Here is a 15740-nt window from a genome sequence, read left to right on the forward strand (position 1 = left end):
TCGCGATATGCCCTATTTGGATGCATAGTCTACCATGGGGTTCAGGGGAAGCGCATTTCTCGCGATGGAGAGGCTATGGCTAAGATTGATTTTCGCAACAAGATTAACTGGGGCCGGCGCTATCGCTCGCCAGAAGGCGTCAGTTCTGAGCATGAAATTCTGCAAATATTCGAAAGCGATCGCGGGCGCATTATTAACTCCCCGGCGATTCGTCGTTTACAGCAGAAAACCCAGGTTTTCCCGCTGGAGCGCAACGCGGCCGTGCGCACGCGTCTAACCCATTCGCTGGAAGTGCAGCAGGTGGGGCGTTACATCGCGAAAGAAGTACTCAGCCGTCTGAAAGAGAAAAAGCTGTTAGCCGCTTATGGGCTGGATGAACTGACCGGGCCGTTCGAAAGCATCGTTGAGATGGCCTGCCTGATGCACGACATTGGTAACCCGCCGTTTGGTCATTTTGGCGAAGCGGCGATTAACGACTGGTTCCGCCAACGCTTGGTTCCGGGGGATGCCACCCAACAGCCGTTCAGCCACGATCGCTGTGTGGTCGCTACGCTGCGTTTGCAGGAAGGCGATGAGACGCTGAACGAATTACGTCGAAAAGTGCGTCAGGATCTCTGCCATTTCGAAGGCAACGCGCAGGGGATTCGCATGGTGCATACCTTAATGCGTATGAATCTTACGTGGGCGCAGGTGGGGTGTATCCTGAAATATACGCGACCGGCCTGGTGGGCCAGCGATGTGCCGGCAAGCCACAGCTATTTAATGAAAAAACCTGGCTATTATTTAGCCGAAGAGCACTATATTGCGCGCTTACGTAAAGAACTGGATTTAGCCCCTTACAATCGTTTCCCCTTAACCTGGATTATGGAGGCGGCGGATGATATCTCCTATTGCGTGGCGGATCTTGAGGATGCCGTAGAAAAACGTATCTTTAGCGTCGAGCAGCTTTATCAACATTTACATGATGCCTGGCCCGAACATGGGAAAGGTTCTCTGTTTGCGCAGGTGGTCGAAAATGCCTGGGATAAATCGCGTTCCAATTCATTAAGTCGCAGCACGGTCGATCAGTTCTTTATGTATTTGCGCGTCAATACGTTAAATAAACTGGTGCCGTTCGCCGCCCAGCGCTTTATTGATAATCTGCCGGATATCTATCGTGGCGACTTTAATCATGCGCTACTGGAAGACGAAAGCGATTATAGCCAGCTATTAGATCTCTATAAAAAAGTCGCTATAAAACATGTATTTAGTCATTCTGACGTCGAGATGCTTGAGCTTCAGGGTTACCGGGTGATTAGCGGGTTGTTGGAAATCTATTCTCCCCTGTTGAAATTATCGCAAAGTGACTTCACGTTGTTGGTTGAGAAAGAGCGTATCGTTTCGCTGCCGATAGAATCGCGCCTGTTCCAGAAACTCTCGCGTAACCATCGACTGGCGTATATCGAGGCCGTAAATAAAGTATCGCGTGACGCAGCAGAATTCCCGGTGATGGAATACTATTATCGCTGTCGCCTGATTCAGGACTATATCAGCGGGATGACCGATCTCTACGCGTGGGATGAATATCGTCGTCTGATGGCGGTGGAATAATCACGAGATTTGTAAAGACGGACAATAAATTTTTACTTTTTCCAGCACCTTAAGCGCGGAACTTCGCGTGAGAATATGACTCTGATAGTCACGTACACAGCAACTTTGCATAATCTGAAATTGAGATTGAAACACATGAAAAAAACCACGTTAGCAATGAGTGCACTGGCTCTTAGTTTAAGTTTGGCATTGTCTCCGTTGTCCGCTAGCGCGGCTGAGACGGCTTCATCCGCCACGACCGCACAGCAAATGCCAAGCCTGGCGCCAATGCTGGAAAAAGTGATGCCGTCCGTAGTCAGTATCAACGTTGAAGGCAGCACGACCGTGAATACCCCGCGCATGGGGCGTAACTTCCAGCAGTTCTTTGGCGACAACTCGCCGTTCTGTCAGGAGGGCTCCCCATTCCAGAACTCTCCGTTCTGTCAGGGCGGTGGGGCTGATGGCGGCCAGGGCGGCGGTCAGCAACAAAAATTCCAGGCGCTGGGTTCCGGCGTCGTGATTGACGCGGCGAAAGGCTACGTCGTCACCAACAACCACGTGGTGGATAACGCCACAACGATTAAAGTACAGCTCAGCGATGGGCGTAAATTTGACGCCAAAGTGGTCGGCAAAGATCCGCGTTCCGATATTGCGCTGATCCAGATTCAGGATCCGAAAAACCTGACGGCAATTAAGATGGCAGACTCCGACGCGCTGCGCGTGGGTGACTATACCGTCGCTATCGGTAACCCGTTCGGCCTGGGTGAAACCGTGACCTCCGGTATCGTTTCTGCGCTGGGTCGTAGCGGCCTGAACGTTGAAAACTATGAAAACTTTATCCAGACCGATGCGGCGATTAACCGGGGTAACTCCGGCGGCGCGCTGGTGAACCTGAACGGTGAACTGATCGGTATCAACACCGCGATTCTGGCACCGGACGGCGGCAACATTGGTATCGGCTTCGCTATCCCGAGCAATATGGTGAAAAACCTGACCTCGCAGATGGTGGAATTCGGTCAGGTGAAACGCGGTGAGCTGGGTATTATGGGGACCGAGCTGAACTCCGAACTGGCGAAAGCGATGAAAGTTGACGCTCAGCGTGGGGCCTTTGTCAGCCAGGTGATGCCGAACTCTTCCGCAGCAAAAGCGGGGATTAAAGCCGGTGATGTGATTACCTCCCTGAACGGTAAACAAATCAGCAGCTTCGCGGCGCTGCGTGCGCAGGTTGGCACCATGCCAATCGGCAGCAAAATCAGCCTCGGCCTGCTGCGTGACGGCAAACCGGTGACCGTGAGCCTGGAACTGCAACAAAGCAGCCAGAATCAGGTTGATTCCAGCTCCATCTTCAGTGGCATCGAAGGGGCGGAAATGAGCAATAAAGGCCAGGATAAAGGCGTGGTGGTGAATACGGTGAAAGCCGGTTCCCCTGCTGCACAGATTGGCCTGAAAAAAGGTGACGTGATTGTGGGCGCGAACCAGCAGGCGGTGAAAAACATCGCTGAGCTGCGCAAAATTCTCGACAGCAAACCGTCGGTACTGGCGCTGAACATTCAGCGTGGCGATAGCTCTATCTACCTGTTGATGCAGTAATCCCCTCAGCCAACCCTTTCCCTGTCCTGGGGAAAGGGTTTTCTCATTGTTCTGTGAAGCCTTCCACAACTCCATATTTCTCACCCTGGCTTTGTGCATTTGCACAGTGCGACGGTTAGCCATCTTCCTTATGCTGTAACCTGCTCACAGGAGGATTACATGGCTGGCTGGCATCTTGATACCAAAATGGCGCAGGATATCGTGGCGCGAACCATGCGCATTATCGACACCAACATTAACGTCATGGACGCCCGTGGTCGCATCATCGGCAGCGGCGATCGCGAGCGTATTGGTGAATTGCACGAAGGCGCGCTGTTGGTGCTTTCTCAGGGCAGGGTGGTGGACATTGATGATGCGGTTGCCAGGCATCTGCACGGCGTGCGTCAGGGGATCAACCTGCCGCTGCGGCTGGAGGGCGAGATTGTTGGCGTCATCGGCCTTACCGGTGAACCGGAAACGCTGCGTAAATACGGCGAACTGGTCTGCATGACCGCCGAAATGATGCTCGAGCAGTCGCGTCTGATGCATCTTTTGGCGCAGGATAGCCGCCTGCGTGAAGAACTGGTCATGAACCTGATTCAGGCGGAAGAGAATACGCCCGCATTAACCGAGTGGGCGCAACGTCTGGGTATCGATTTAAACCAGCCGCGCGTGGTGGCGGTGGTGGAAGTGGACAGCGGGCAGCTTGGCGTGGATAGCGCGATGGCCGAACTTCAACAGCTGCAAAATGCGCTGACCACGCCCGAACGTAATAACCTGATTGCGATTGTTTCGTTGACTGAAATGGTGGTGCTGAAACCGGCGCTGAATCAGTTTGGCCGCTGGGATGCAGAAGATCACCGAAAACGCGTTGAGCAACTCATCGCGCGGATGAAAGAGAACGGACAGCTGCGCTTTCGCGTCTCGCTGGGTAACTATTTCACCGGACCGGGCAGTATAGCGCGTTCTTACCGCACGGCGCGGACCACCATGATGGTCGGTAAGCAGCGTATGCCGGAAAGCCGCAGCTACTTTTATCAGGACCTTATGCTGCCGGTACTGCTCGACAGCCTGCGCGGCGGCTGGCAGGCCAATGAGCTGGCCCGCCCGTTAACGCGGCTCAAAGCGATGGATAACAACGGATTACTCCGGCGTACGCTGGCGGCGTGGTTCCGCCATAACGTGCAGCCGCTGGCGACATCAAAGGCGTTGTTTATTCACCGTAATACGCTCGAGTACCGCCTGAACCGCATCTCAGAATTAACGGGGCTGGATTTGAGTAATTTTGACGATAGGTTGCTGCTGTATGTGGCGTTGCAGCTGGATGAGCAGCCGTAGCTGTAGCCATTGCCTGATGGCGCTTCGCTTATCAGGCCTACGATCCGACCCGTATGCCGGGTAAGGCGAAGCCGCCACCCGGCATAAATCCGCACTCTCACCGTAGGCCGGGTAAGGTGAAGCCGCCACCCGGCACGTTCAGCGGATTATTTATTCCGCGTCAGTTTTTCCAAATCCGCTTCAATCTCGCTGATCTTATTGGTCACCACCGACTCCAGGTGACGCAGATCGTCCAGGATCTTACGCTTCAGATCCACCTCGGTGCGATCGCGCTGGCAAATCTGATCAAGTTCATCAATCACATAGCGCAGGTTAGGGCTTATCTCCTGCACCTCTTTGTAACCCTGCCCAACGCCGTCGGCGGCAACGGTTTTGCGCTGACGCGGATACTTAAATTTCACGCTTTTGGCGAAAAACTCACCCTTATCCTTCTGGAAGTAGATTTTCAGGATATCGTTGTTGGCTTCCTGCCGGAGGCTGTAACGATCGATTTCATCAGGATTGGTAATGCCCAAACTTTTCAGATTATCGTACATAGCGGTACCTCAAAAGGAGTCAGTTAATTTTGATTATCTTATCATCCAGCCCGGTGGCCCCGGCTCGACTGAGATCGCACGAAAGCCTTTTTTGCCCGACTATTATCATGGCGTAAAAATTAGAAAATTACCTGTTTTATCTTAGCGATACCCCACGGCACCGGTTCGCATCCAGTTGTTTCATCATTCATATAGTCAACGACGGGTTGCCAGTCGGGAATGTTGTTGTAGAGACCGTGTTCATTGAGTGTGAGACCGAAGCGCTGGTGGAGATTATCGTGCAGATAGTGGCAGTGCGAGGTATGGAATTCACCACCATAATCCAGGCCAACAATATCATAGCCAATAAGCTGTTCATTCACGTTTTGCTTTTCCATCTCGTGAGCGGTCAGCCTCATCGGGATGCCTTCATCTTTGTAACACGCAAGGAAGCTATTGATGTCACGTTCAGTGAAATAGAGGGCAAAGAGATAAGTGTTATCAATCTCCGGCAGAAACATTTTCTTATAGTCTATGGCGGTTTCCGCATCCATAAATACATTAGGCCAGCCTATCTTTTCCTCATTAAATTTTTCATCTGCCCAAACATGGATGCGTTCCCTTGCTGAATCATCGATGGCGAAAACAGAATTGATGTGTTCATGAATGGTCATGTTAGCGTCGTAAAGGCTCTCTGCAGAGCTGGCCCAGGATAATGACCATGCGGAAAAGAGGCTTTCATTAAAACAGGTGCTGCACGTCAGTAGCGGTTTGCCATCCAGTTGCGGGTGTAAATGGTTAACCGGTAAACAACGCAATAAAAGATAGCCGCCCAGATAATAATCCATCATTTTCTCTCCCTTTAAACCAATTCCAGAATCGTCACTTCAGGCCGGCAGTTCAGCCGCAATCCATATAAGCTTCCCACGCCGCGCGTCGTGTAGATTTGTTGTTCGCCATACGCATTCAGCCCTGCGACATACCTTTTGTCCTCGACGGGGGCAAAAGGTTCGCCAATCAGCGGGATGTGCATTTGCCCACCGTGGGTATGCCCACACAGCATCAAATCCCATACAGGATTTTAAAAGGGGGTGAAGAGGGCGAAGGGGAATGAAAAAACGGAATGCGCTGGTGGATAACCGCAAGCCAGCCGGGCTCCCAGTAATGGGCGTAACTTATACCGCTTGCGGCGCCAGGCGTAGCAGCTGCCCCTAACAGAAAACGTCTGCGAGAAATCATTGGTCGTCCATGATGTTAAAACGGGTGACTTCATGTCACCCGTTGTCGCGATGATTAATCGATCGTGCGCAGCAGTTCGTTGATCCCCACTTTACCGCGAGTTTTGGCGTCCACTTTCTTCACGATGACCGCGCAGTACAGGCTGTATTTGCCATCTTTCGACGGCAGGTTGCCGGAAACGACAACGGAGCCCGCCGGAACGCGACCATAGAAGACTTCGCCGGTTTCGCGGTCGTAGATTTTGGTGCTCTGGCCCAGGTATACGCCCATGGAGATAACAGAGCCTTCTTCGACAATCACGCCTTCAACCACTTCAGAGCGCGCGCCGATGAAGCAGTTGTCTTCGATGATGGTCGGGTTAGCCTGCAGCGGTTCCAGGACGCCGCCGATGCCGACGCCGCCGGACAGGTGGACGTTTTTACCGATTTGCGCGCAGGAGCCAACGGTCGCCCAGGTGTCAACCATAGAGCCTTCGTCAACGTAAGCGCCGATGTTAACGTAAGACGGCATCAGTACGGTGTTGCGAGCAATATACGCGCCCTGACGAACAGCCGCTGGCGGAACCACGCGGAAGCCTTCTTTCTGGAAGCGCGCTTCGTCGTAGTCGGCGAATTTCATCGGCACTTTATCGAAGTAGCGGCTTTCCGCACCATCGATAACCTGGTTATCGTTAATACGGAAAGAGAGCAGAACCGCTTTCTTCAGCCACTGGTGAGTGACCCACTGGCCGTCAATTTTTTCAGCGACACGCAGCGCGCCGGAATCCAGTAAGGCGATAACCTGGTTTACCGCTTCGCGGGTTACGGTGTCGACATTGTTTGGGGTAATGTCGGCGCGACGCTCGAAAGCGGACTCAATAACGTTCTGTAATTGCTGCATTGTTACTCTTTCCATCTGTGTAAAAAAAATGATTACCCTTTATCGTTTGGATTGAGGGCTGCTGTCAACCGTTGTTGTACCTCTAATTGCAGCGCATTATTAAGCGCACGCCGGTCGGCGGTGGCGATTATAAATAAATCTTCTACTCGTTCACCAATTGTCGTAATTCTGGCCCCGTGAAGGGAAATTCCGAGGTCGGCAAAGACTTTCCCGACGCGCGCTAATAGACCTGGCTGATCGAGCGCAATCAGTTCGAGGAATGATTTTCGGTCCGTATGGGTCGGCAGGAAATTCACCTCGGTATCGACGGAGAAGTGACGCAATTTTGCCGGTTGACGACGCGGTTGCGGCACCTGCCAGCTGCGTTGGCTAATCGCCTGTTCCAGCCCAAGGCGGATAGCCTCATGGCGATCGGATGAGAGCGGGCTACCGTCGGGTTCCAGCACGATAAAGGTATCCATCGCCATGCCATCGCGGGTGGTGAATATCTGCGCGTCGTGCACGCTGAGGTTACGCCTATCCAGCTCTGCACACACCGCTGCGAAGAGATAAGGGCGATCCGGGCTCCAGATGAAAATCTCGGTGCCGCCACGGGTGGCCTGCGGGCTTAACAGGATCATCGGTTCCGCGAGATCGTGCTGCAACAGATGTCGGGCATGCCAGGCGAGCTGATTTGGCGTGTGGCGTACAAAGTAGTTGGCGCGGCAGCGGTTCCAGATTTGATGCAGCTTCTCTTCGTCGATGTTATCCATGCGCAGCAGCGCCAGCGCCTGCATCTGGTGATGACGCACGCGTTCGCGCATGTCCGGCGTATTATCCATTCCCCGGCGCAGCTGTTTTTCGGTGGCGAAATAGAGTTCGCGCAACAGGCTCTGCTTCCAGCTGTTCCACAGGGTTTCATTGGTGGCGCAAATATCGGCAACCGTCAGACACACCAGATAACGCAGACGGTTTTCCGTTTGCACAATTTCAGCGAACTGTTTAATCACTTCCGGGTCCTGAATATCACGCCGCTGGGCGGTGACGGACATTAACAGGTGATGACGTACCAGCCAGGCAACCAGCTGCGTTTCGCGGGAGTTGAGACCGTGCAGTTCAGCGAACTTCAGCACGTCTTCCGCGCCAAGAATCGAGTGATCGCCCCCGCGTCCTTTGGCGATATCGTGGAACAGCGCGGCCATCAGAATCAGTTCGGGATGGGTAAGGCGCGGCCAGAGATCGACGCACAAAGGGTGGCGCGGGCGCGTCTCTTCTTCGGCAAAGCTTTCCAGTTTGAGCAACACGCGGATGGTGTGTTCATCCACCGTGTAGGCGTGGAACAGGTCAAACTGCATCTGACCGACGATGTGCGACCACTGCGGCATATAAGCCCACAGCACGCTGTGGCGATGCATTGGCAGCAGGCCGCGTTTCACCGCGCCGGGGTGGCGCAGCATACTGAGGAAAATCGAGCGAGCTTCCGGGATATAGCACAACGGCTGCGCCAGATGACGACGCGCATGGCGCAGGTGGCGCAGGGTCGTGGAGTAAATTCCGGTAATGCTGCTGTTGCGCACCATAATAGAGAACATGCGCAGAATCGCCTGCGGCTCGCGCATAAACAGCGTGTCGTCGCGCAGGTCGATAAGCGTGCCACGTAGCTGGAAATCATCGTCAATCGGACGCGGTTTTTCATCTTCCGTCAGGGCAAGAATCGCTTCATCAAACAGCTGCAGCAGCATGTGATTAAGCTCGCCGACGCGGCGCGTCACGCGGTAGAAATCTTTCATCATGTGCTCGACCGGCTGATTGCCTTCACCGCCGTAGTTCAGGCGCTGGGCGACGCTAAGCTGACGGTCGAACAGCAGGCGATTGTCGTAGCGGTTGATTTCCAGATGCAGGGCAAAGCGGATGCGCCACAGCAGATGCAGACACTCATTGAGCTCGTTGCGCTCGGCTTCAGTCAAAAAGCCGAAACCGACCATTTCATCCAGCGACGTGGCACCAAAGTGGCGGCGGGCGACCCACTGTAGGGTGTGGATATCGCGCAGGCCGCCGGGGCTGCTTTTAATATCCGGCTCAAGATTATAGCTGGTGCCGTGATAGCGCTGGTGGCGTGCGTTTTGTTCTTCCACTTTCGCCGGGAAGAATTTTTCTGAGGGCCAGAAACCTTCGCTGAAAATGTGTTTTTGCAGTTCCAGGAACAGGGCGACATCGCCAATCAGCAGGCGGGATTCAATCAGGTTGGTGGCGACAGTCAGGTCTGAAAGACCTTCCAGCAGGCACTCTTCCAGCGTTCGCACGCTATGGCCTACTTCCAGCTTGAGATCCCAGAGAAGCGTTAACAGTTCGCCGATTTTCTGCGCCTGCTCGTCGGGCAGTTTCTTACGGCTTAAAATCAGCAGGTCGATGTCCGAGAGCGGGTGCAGCTCACCACGTCCGTAGCCGCCAACGGCAACCAGTGCCGCGTCTTCTACTTCGCCAAAACCGTACTGAATCCACAGGCGTTGCAGGAGCTGGTCGATGAATTCGGTGCGCGCTTCGATGAGCTGTTCGGCGGAAATCCCGCTATCAAAGGCTTCGCCCAGCCAGCGCTGGAAATCATCAAGATGGGATTTGATTGTGGCAATGTTCAGCGCATCCGCAGGCCAGGCACCGGGATTTTGCGGCTGATTGGGAAGGGTGGGGAGTGCGGTATTCGCGAGCTGTTCAGGAAGAGTTTTCATTTATGTTTGCGCCACCCATGTAAAAAGCCGGATGACGGCGCAAGCGCCTTATCCGGCCTACTGGATAGTGCAATTTGTAGGCCTGATAAGATGCGTGAGCATCGCCATCAGGCAAATCAATTATTCGTCGTGCGAGATGACAGCCGGGATGGTGTCATCCTTACGCAGCGTCAGAATTTCGCAGCCGTTTGCCGTTACCACAATAGTATGCTCGTACTGAGCAGACAAGCTGCGGTCTTTGGTTTTTACCGTCCAGCCATCTTTCATCGTGCGGATGCGGTAATCACCGGCGTTCAGCATCGGTTCGATGGTGAAGGTCATGCCTTCTTTAAGCACCACGCCGCCGTCATCTGCATCATAGTGCAGCACCTGCGGTTCTTCGTGGAAGCCGCGACCGATACCGTGACCGCAGTATTCGCGTACCACAGAGAAACCTTCCGCTTCCGCGTATTTCTGGATTGCCGCGCCGATGGTGCGCAGGCGAATACCCGGTTTTACCATTTTGATGCCGAGATAGAGGCTTTCCTGGGTGACGCGGCACAGGCGCTCGCCCAGAATGGTCGGTTTGCCGACGATGAACATTTTTGAGGTGTCACCGTGGAACTCGTCTTTAATCACGGTCACATCGATGTTGACGATATCGCCATCTTTCAAATGTTTAGCATCGTCCGGGATCCCGTGGCAGACCACTTCGTTAATGGAGATGCAGACCGATTTCGGGTAACCGTGGTAGCCAAGGCAGGCGGAGATCGCGTGCTGCTGGTTGACGATCCAGTCGTCACAGATGCGATCCAGCTCGCCGGTGCTCACGCCCGGTTTGATGTGCTGCTCGATCATCTCCAGCACTTCGGCTGCCAGACGACCCGCGACGCGCATCTTTTCGATTTCTTCAGGTGTTTTAATAGAAATAGCCATGGAGTTTGTCCATCAGGGTCGAATTTATCGACAATAATTGTGTAAGTGCTATCAATGTTAACAGTCTGAAGCATCCACTACCAGATTGAGAATCAGTTACAGCATAGAGTGCCAACAATTATTGGTGTCGGTGGCGTATTTGTGGTATAAAGCGCGCCGGACTTCCGTTCCATTTGATATACACAGAATGGACTGAAGCGACAATCTCACTTTGTGTAACAACACACACGTATCGACACATATTCCGGGGTGCCCTTTGGGGTCGGTAATATGGGATACGTGGAGGCATAACCCCAACTTAATCTATAGAGGTTTTAAATCATGGCAACTGTTTCCATGCGCGACATGCTCAAGGCTGGTGTTCACTTTGGTCACCAGACCCGTTACTGGAACCCGAAAATGAAGCCTTTCATCTTCGGCGCGCGTAACAAAGTTCACATCATCAACCTTGAGAAAACTGTACCGATGTTCAACGAAGCTCTGGCTGAACTGAACAAGATCTCTGCTCGTAAAGGTAAAATCCTTTTCGTTGGTACTAAACGCGCTGCAAGCGAAGCGGTGAAAGAAGCTGCTAACAGCTGCGACCAGTTCTTCGTGAACCATCGCTGGTTGGGCGGCATGCTGACTAACTGGAAAACCGTTCGTCAGTCCATCAAACGTCTGAAAGACCTGGAAACTCAGTCTCAGGACGGTACTTTCGACAAGCTGACCAAGAAAGAAGCGCTGATGCGTACTCGTGAGCTTGAGAAACTGGAAAACAGCCTGGGCGGTATCAAAGACATGGGCGGCCTGCCGGACGCACTGTTCGTAATCGATGCTGACCACGAGCACATCGCTATCAAAGAAGCGAACAACCTGGGTATCCCAGTGTTCTCTATCGTTGATACCAACTCCGATCCAGACGGCGTTGATTTCGTTATCCCGGGTAACGACGATGCAATCCGTGCTGTAACCCTGTACCTGAGCGCTGTAGCGGCTACCGTTCGTGAAGGCCGTTCTTCTGACCTGGCTTCCCAGGCTGAAGAAAGCTTCGTAGAAGCTGAATAATAAGGAACGCTCGTTAGAGCCCCCTTATAGACCAGGTAGTATCAAGTTTGGTTAAGGGGCCCTTTATGGCCCCTTTTTCACTTTTTTAAATCCGTTCGGTTATCAGGCCGGGCGGATCACTCTTCCGAGGATTTTAGAATGGCTGAAATTACCGCATCCCTGGTAAAAGAGCTGCGTGAACGTACCGGCGCAGGCATGATGGATTGCAAAAAAGCACTGACTGAAGCTAATGGCGACATCGAGCTGGCAATCGAAAACATGCGTAAATCTGGCGCGATCAAAGCGGCTAAAAAAGCAGGCAACGTTGCTGCTGACGGCGTGATCAAAACCAAAATCGAAGGCAACTTCGGCGTGATTCTGGAAGTTAACTGCCAGACTGACTTCGTTGCTAAAGACGGTGGTTTCCAGGCGTTCGCAGACAAAGTTCTGGACGCAGCTGTTGCTGGCAAAGTGACTGACGTTGAAGTCCTGAAAGCACAGTTCGAAGAAGAGCGTGTTGCACTGGTTGCTAAAATCGGTGAAAACATCAACATCCGTCGCGTTGCAATCCTGGAAGGCGACGTTCTGGGTAGCTACCAGCACGGTGCGCGCATCGGTGTTCTGGTTGCGGCTAAAGGCGCTGATGAAGAGCTGGTTAAACACCTGGCAATGCACGTTGCTGCAAGCAAACCAGAATTCGTTAAACCAGAAGACGTGTCCGCTGAAGTGGTAGAGAAAGAATACCAGGTACAGCTGGATATCGCGATGCAGTCTGGTAAGCCGAAAGAAATCGCAGAGAAAATGGTTGAAGGCCGCATGAAGAAATTCACCGGCGAAGTTTCTCTGACTGGTCAGCCTTTCGTTATGGACCCGAGCAAAAACGTTGGCCAGCTGCTGAAAGAGCACAACGCTGACGTGACTGGCTTCATCCGCTTTGAAGTGGGCGAAGGCATCGAGAAAGTTGAAGCTGACTTCGCAGCAGAAGTTGCTGCAATGTCTAAACAGTCTTAATTGTACTGTTCGGAGCCGCCTCAGGGCGGCTCCTTTTTGTACCCGTCATGTGAAAATCAGCCAGCTCTTATAGGGGCAAATCGGCAGAAAGCGCATGATGTCACCTGATTTAAATCATCCCATTCGTGACACTCGCAGGAAAGAAAATGGCTACCAACGCAAAACCCGTCTACAAACGCATTCTGCTTAAACTGAGCGGCGAAGCATTGCAGGGGACTGAAGGTTTCGGTATTGACGCAAGCATCCTTGACCGTATGGCGCAAGAGATTAAAGAACTTGTTGAACTGGGCATTCAGGTTGGCGTAGTGATTGGCGGCGGTAACCTGTTCCGCGGTGCAGGTCTGGCGAAAGCGGGTATGAACCGCGTTGTGGGCGACCACATGGGCATGCTGGCCACGGTAATGAACGGCCTGGCAATGCGTGACGCACTGCATCGCGCCTATGTGAACGCTCGCCTGATGTCTGCTATTCCGCTGAACGGCGTGTGCGACAACTACAGCTGGGCAGAGGCGATTAGCCTGCTGCGCAACAATCGCGTGGTGATCCTCTCCGCAGGTACCGGTAACCCGTTCTTCACAACCGACTCCGCAGCCTGCCTGCGCGGTATTGAAATCGAAGCCGACGTGGTGCTGAAAGCGACCAAAGTTGACGGCGTATTTACCGCTGACCCGGCGAAAGATCCTGCGGCGACCATGTACGAACAGCTGACCTACAGCGACGTGCTGGAACAAGAACTGAAAGTCATGGATCTGGCGGCGTTTACGCTGGCTCGTGACCATAAATTGCCGATTCGCGTCTTCAACATGAACAAACCTGGCGCACTGCGTCGCGTGGTCATGGGCGAAAAAGAAGGCACTTTAATCACGGAATAATTTCCGTCGAGGCCAAATACGGGTAAGATTCCGCTTTAATCATGCGGGTCACTTACCCGGTGGCATATTTTAAACAGGACTATACTTAGCGCATCTGTGCTACCGTCTGGTCTGACTGAGACAAGTTTTCAAGGATTCGTAACGTGATTAGCGATATCAGAAAAGATGCTGAAGTGCGCATGGAAAAATGCGTAGAAGCGTTCAAAACCCAAATCAGCAAAATACGCACGGGTCGTGCTTCTCCCAGCCTGCTGGACGGCATCGTCGTTGAGTATTACGGCACCCCAACTCCGCTGCGTCAGCTGGCAAGTGTAACGGTAGAAGATACCCGCACGCTGAAAATCAACGTGTTCGACCGTTCTATGGGCCCGGCTGTCGAAAAAGCGATTATGGCGTCTGACCTTGGTCTGAACCCAAGTTCTGCGGGTACCGATATCCGCGTTCCGCTGCCGGCTCTGACGGAAGAACGTCGTAAAGACCTGATCAAAGTGGTACGCGGTGAAGCTGAGCAGGGGCGTGTCTCTGTGCGTAACGTCCGTCGCGACGCGAACGACAAAGTGAAAGCGCTGCTGAAAGAAAAAGAGATCAGCGAAGATGACGATCGCCGTTCTCAGGACGACGTGCAGAAACTGACCGACGCAGCTATCAAGAAAATTGATGCGGCGCTGGCAGATAAAGAAGCGGAACTGATGCAGTTCTAATCTGCATTCGTTTGCAGGAAAAACGCCGTACAGGAAGCGTATCGCTTTGCTGGCGGCGTTTTGCATTTATACTCTTCACCCTTCAAGTCGCTAAGCTGGACCTTTCATGAAGCAAATAACCGTTCTTGGCTCAACGGGCTCAATTGGCTGTAGCACGCTGGACGTTGTGCGCCATAACGCTGACCATTTCTCCGTTGCCGCGCTGGTAGCCGGTAAAAACGTCGATCGCATGGTCGAGCAGTGTCTGGAGTTCTCCCCGCGTTTCGCGGTGATGGATGACGCCCATAGCGCCGAAGGCGTGAAAATCGCTCTGCGTGAACACGGTAGCCGCACCGAAGTGATGTGCGGGCAACAGGCGGCGTGTGAAGTGGCCGCGTTGGACGACGTTGATCAGGTGATGGCCGCCATCGTGGGCGCGGCGGGCCTGGTACCGACGCTTGCCGCTATTCATGCCGGCAAAACGGTTTTACTGGCGAACAAAGAGTCATTGGTGACCTGCGGACGCTTGTTCCTTGAAGCGGTGAAAGCCAGCGGCGCGCAACTTTTACCGGTCGATAGCGAACATAACGCCATCTTTCAGAGTTTGCCGCAAACTTTTCAGCAAGACCTGGGGTACGCTGATCTCGGGCAGCATGGCGTTACGTCCATTCTGCTTACTGGGTCTGGTGGCCCGTTCCGTGAGACGCCAATCAGTGAACTGCGCGCAATGACGCCGGATCAGGCTTGTCGTCATCCGAACTGGTCGATGGGACGTAAAATCTCCGTCGATTCGGCCACCATGATGAACAAAGGTCTCGAATACATTGAAGCCCGCTGGCTGTTTAACGCCTCTGCCGCGCAAATGGAAGTGGTGATTCATCCGCAATCGGTGATCCACTCGATGGTTCGCTATAAAGATGGCAGCGTCATTGCGCAACTCGGCGAGCCGGATATGCGTACGCCTATCGCCAATGCGATGGCCTGGCCTGGACGTGCGGAATCAGGCGTTAAACCGCTCGATTTCTGCAAACTGGGCGCACTGACGTTTAGCGAACCGGATTACGATCGTTACCCTTGCCTTAAGCTGGCGATGGACGCGTTCGAGCAGGGGCAGGCGGCGACAACCGCACTGAATGCGGCGAACGAAATTACCGTTGCCGCATTCCTGGATTCGCAGATTCGCTTTACCGATATCGCGGCGGCGAACCTGGCCGTGCTTGACGCGATGTCGCTTGCGGAGCCGCAGTCCGTCGATGAGGTGCTGGTGATTGACGCGCATGCGCGTGATGTGGCGCGAAAACAAGTGACGCGTTTCGCAAGCTGAGGATTATCAGCCTGGGAACTGTCATGGTATTTGTTAGCGTCTGGCTTCAGTGATATAGTCTGCGCCACCGATTGCGCCTCTATTTTCAGGGGCAATCG

The 15740-nt window shown here is 53.4% G+C and carries 13 protein-coding genes and 1 pseudogene; 8 read left to right on the plus strand and 6 right to left on the minus strand.

What is annotated here, in order from left to right:
* Positions 1 to 75 precede the first annotated feature (75 nt).
* The 3 genes from dgt (at position 76) to cdaR (ending at position 4476) form a co-directional block, all read left to right on the plus strand.
* A complete protein-coding gene (gene dgt, locus AC1MKH_RS04160) occupies positions 76 to 1590 on the plus strand; it encodes a dGTPase (RefSeq protein ID WP_276221631.1) in 1515 nt (504 codons plus the stop codon).
* A 135-nt stretch (positions 1591 to 1725) separates the two neighbouring features.
* Positions 1726 to 3159, plus strand: a complete 1434-nt coding sequence (gene degP, locus AC1MKH_RS04165) for a serine endoprotease DegP (protein WP_276221629.1) — start codon at positions 1726 to 1728, stop codon at positions 3157 to 3159.
* Positions 3160 to 3318: 159 nt separating this feature from the next.
* A complete protein-coding gene (gene cdaR, locus AC1MKH_RS04170) occupies positions 3319 to 4476 on the plus strand; it encodes a DNA-binding transcriptional regulator CdaR (protein ID WP_015965852.1) in 1158 nt (385 codons plus the stop codon).
* A 146-nt stretch (positions 4477 to 4622) separates the two neighbouring features.
* Here cdaR and AC1MKH_RS04175 read toward each other — a convergent pair whose 3' ends face one another.
* The 6 genes and pseudogenes from AC1MKH_RS04175 to map form a co-directional block, all read right to left on the minus strand.
* Positions 4623 to 5012 (minus strand): DUF3461 family protein, encoded by a 390-nt coding sequence (locus AC1MKH_RS04175; protein WP_015965851.1) that lies wholly within the window; start codon positions 5010 to 5012, stop codon positions 4623 to 4625.
* Between the two features lie 119 nt (positions 5013 to 5131).
* A complete protein-coding gene (locus AC1MKH_RS04180; RefSeq protein WP_276221626.1) occupies positions 5132 to 5842 on the minus strand; it encodes a hypothetical protein in 711 nt (236 codons plus the stop codon).
* 11 nt (positions 5843 to 5853) lie between these two features.
* Positions 5854 to 6063, minus strand: a pseudogene (locus AC1MKH_RS04185) (phosphodiesterase YaeI); the annotation flags it as partial.
* A 221-nt stretch (positions 6064 to 6284) separates the two neighbouring features.
* On the minus strand, positions 6285 to 7109 hold the full coding sequence (gene dapD / locus AC1MKH_RS04190) for a 2,3,4,5-tetrahydropyridine-2,6-dicarboxylate N-succinyltransferase (protein WP_231825335.1): 825 nt from the start codon (positions 7107 to 7109) through the stop codon (positions 6285 to 6287).
* A 32-nt stretch (positions 7110 to 7141) separates the two neighbouring features.
* Positions 7142 to 9814, minus strand: a complete 2673-nt coding sequence (gene glnD / locus AC1MKH_RS04195; RefSeq protein ID WP_276221623.1) for a bifunctional uridylyltransferase/uridylyl-removing protein GlnD — start codon at positions 9812 to 9814, stop codon at positions 7142 to 7144.
* 120 nt (positions 9815 to 9934) lie between these two features.
* Positions 9935 to 10729 carry a type I methionyl aminopeptidase gene (gene map / locus AC1MKH_RS04200; protein ID WP_276221620.1) on the minus strand — a complete coding sequence of 265 codons (795 nt, stop codon included), beginning with the start codon at positions 10727 to 10729 and terminating at the stop codon, positions 9935 to 9937.
* A 321-nt stretch (positions 10730 to 11050) separates the two neighbouring features.
* Here map and rpsB point away from each other — a divergent pair, with 321 nt between their 5' ends.
* From rpsB to ispC, 5 genes are all read left to right on the plus strand, one after another.
* Positions 11051 to 11776 (plus strand): 30S ribosomal protein S2, encoded by a 726-nt coding sequence (gene rpsB, locus AC1MKH_RS04205; RefSeq protein WP_015965847.1) that lies wholly within the window; start codon positions 11051 to 11053, stop codon positions 11774 to 11776.
* Between the two features lie 138 nt (positions 11777 to 11914).
* Entirely contained in the window at positions 11915 to 12766 is an 852-nt protein-coding gene (tsf, locus tag AC1MKH_RS04210) for a translation elongation factor Ts (protein WP_015965846.1), read from the plus strand.
* 146 nt (positions 12767 to 12912) lie between these two features.
* Positions 12913 to 13638, plus strand: coding sequence for a UMP kinase (pyrH, locus tag AC1MKH_RS04215; protein ID WP_276221617.1), 726 nt, complete (start codon positions 12913 to 12915; stop codon positions 13636 to 13638).
* 143 nt (positions 13639 to 13781) lie between these two features.
* On the plus strand, positions 13782 to 14339 hold the full coding sequence (gene frr / locus AC1MKH_RS04220; RefSeq protein ID WP_276221616.1) for a ribosome recycling factor: 558 nt from the start codon (positions 13782 to 13784) through the stop codon (positions 14337 to 14339).
* 106 nt (positions 14340 to 14445) lie between these two features.
* Entirely contained in the window at positions 14446 to 15642 is a 1197-nt protein-coding gene (ispC, locus tag AC1MKH_RS04225) for a 1-deoxy-D-xylulose-5-phosphate reductoisomerase (RefSeq protein ID WP_276221613.1), read from the plus strand.
* Positions 15643 to 15740 lie beyond the last annotated feature (98 nt).

Source organism: Pseudocitrobacter sp. CD920760 (assembly GCF_057782505.1).

Coding starts and splice junctions, on each gene's coding strand:
- dgt (WP_276221631.1), top strand. CDS start 76: ATGGCTAAGATTGATTTTCGCAACAAGATTAACTGGGGCCGGCGCTAT.
- degP (WP_276221629.1), top strand. CDS start 1,726: ATGAAAAAAACCACGTTAGCAATGAGTGCACTGGCTCTTAGTTTAAGT.
- cdaR (WP_015965852.1), top strand. CDS start 3,319: ATGGCTGGCTGGCATCTTGATACCAAAATGGCGCAGGATATCGTGGCG.
- AC1MKH_RS04175 (WP_015965851.1), bottom strand. CDS start 5,012: ATGTACGATAATCTGAAAAGTTTGGGCATTACCAATCCTGATGAAATC.
- AC1MKH_RS04180 (WP_276221626.1), bottom strand. CDS start 5,842: ATGATGGATTATTATCTGGGCGGCTATCTTTTATTGCGTTGTTTACCG.
- dapD (WP_231825335.1), bottom strand. CDS start 7,109: ATGCAGCAATTACAGAACGTTATTGAGTCCGCTTTCGAGCGTCGCGCC.
- glnD (WP_276221623.1), bottom strand. CDS start 9,814: ATGAAAACTCTTCCTGAACAGCTCGCGAATACCGCACTCCCCACCCTT.
- map (WP_276221620.1), bottom strand. CDS start 10,729: ATGGCTATTTCTATTAAAACACCTGAAGAAATCGAAAAGATGCGCGTC.
- rpsB (WP_015965847.1), top strand. CDS start 11,051: ATGGCAACTGTTTCCATGCGCGACATGCTCAAGGCTGGTGTTCACTTT.
- tsf (WP_015965846.1), top strand. CDS start 11,915: ATGGCTGAAATTACCGCATCCCTGGTAAAAGAGCTGCGTGAACGTACC.
- pyrH (WP_276221617.1), top strand. CDS start 12,913: ATGGCTACCAACGCAAAACCCGTCTACAAACGCATTCTGCTTAAACTG.
- ispC (WP_276221613.1), top strand. CDS start 14,446: ATGAAGCAAATAACCGTTCTTGGCTCAACGGGCTCAATTGGCTGTAGC.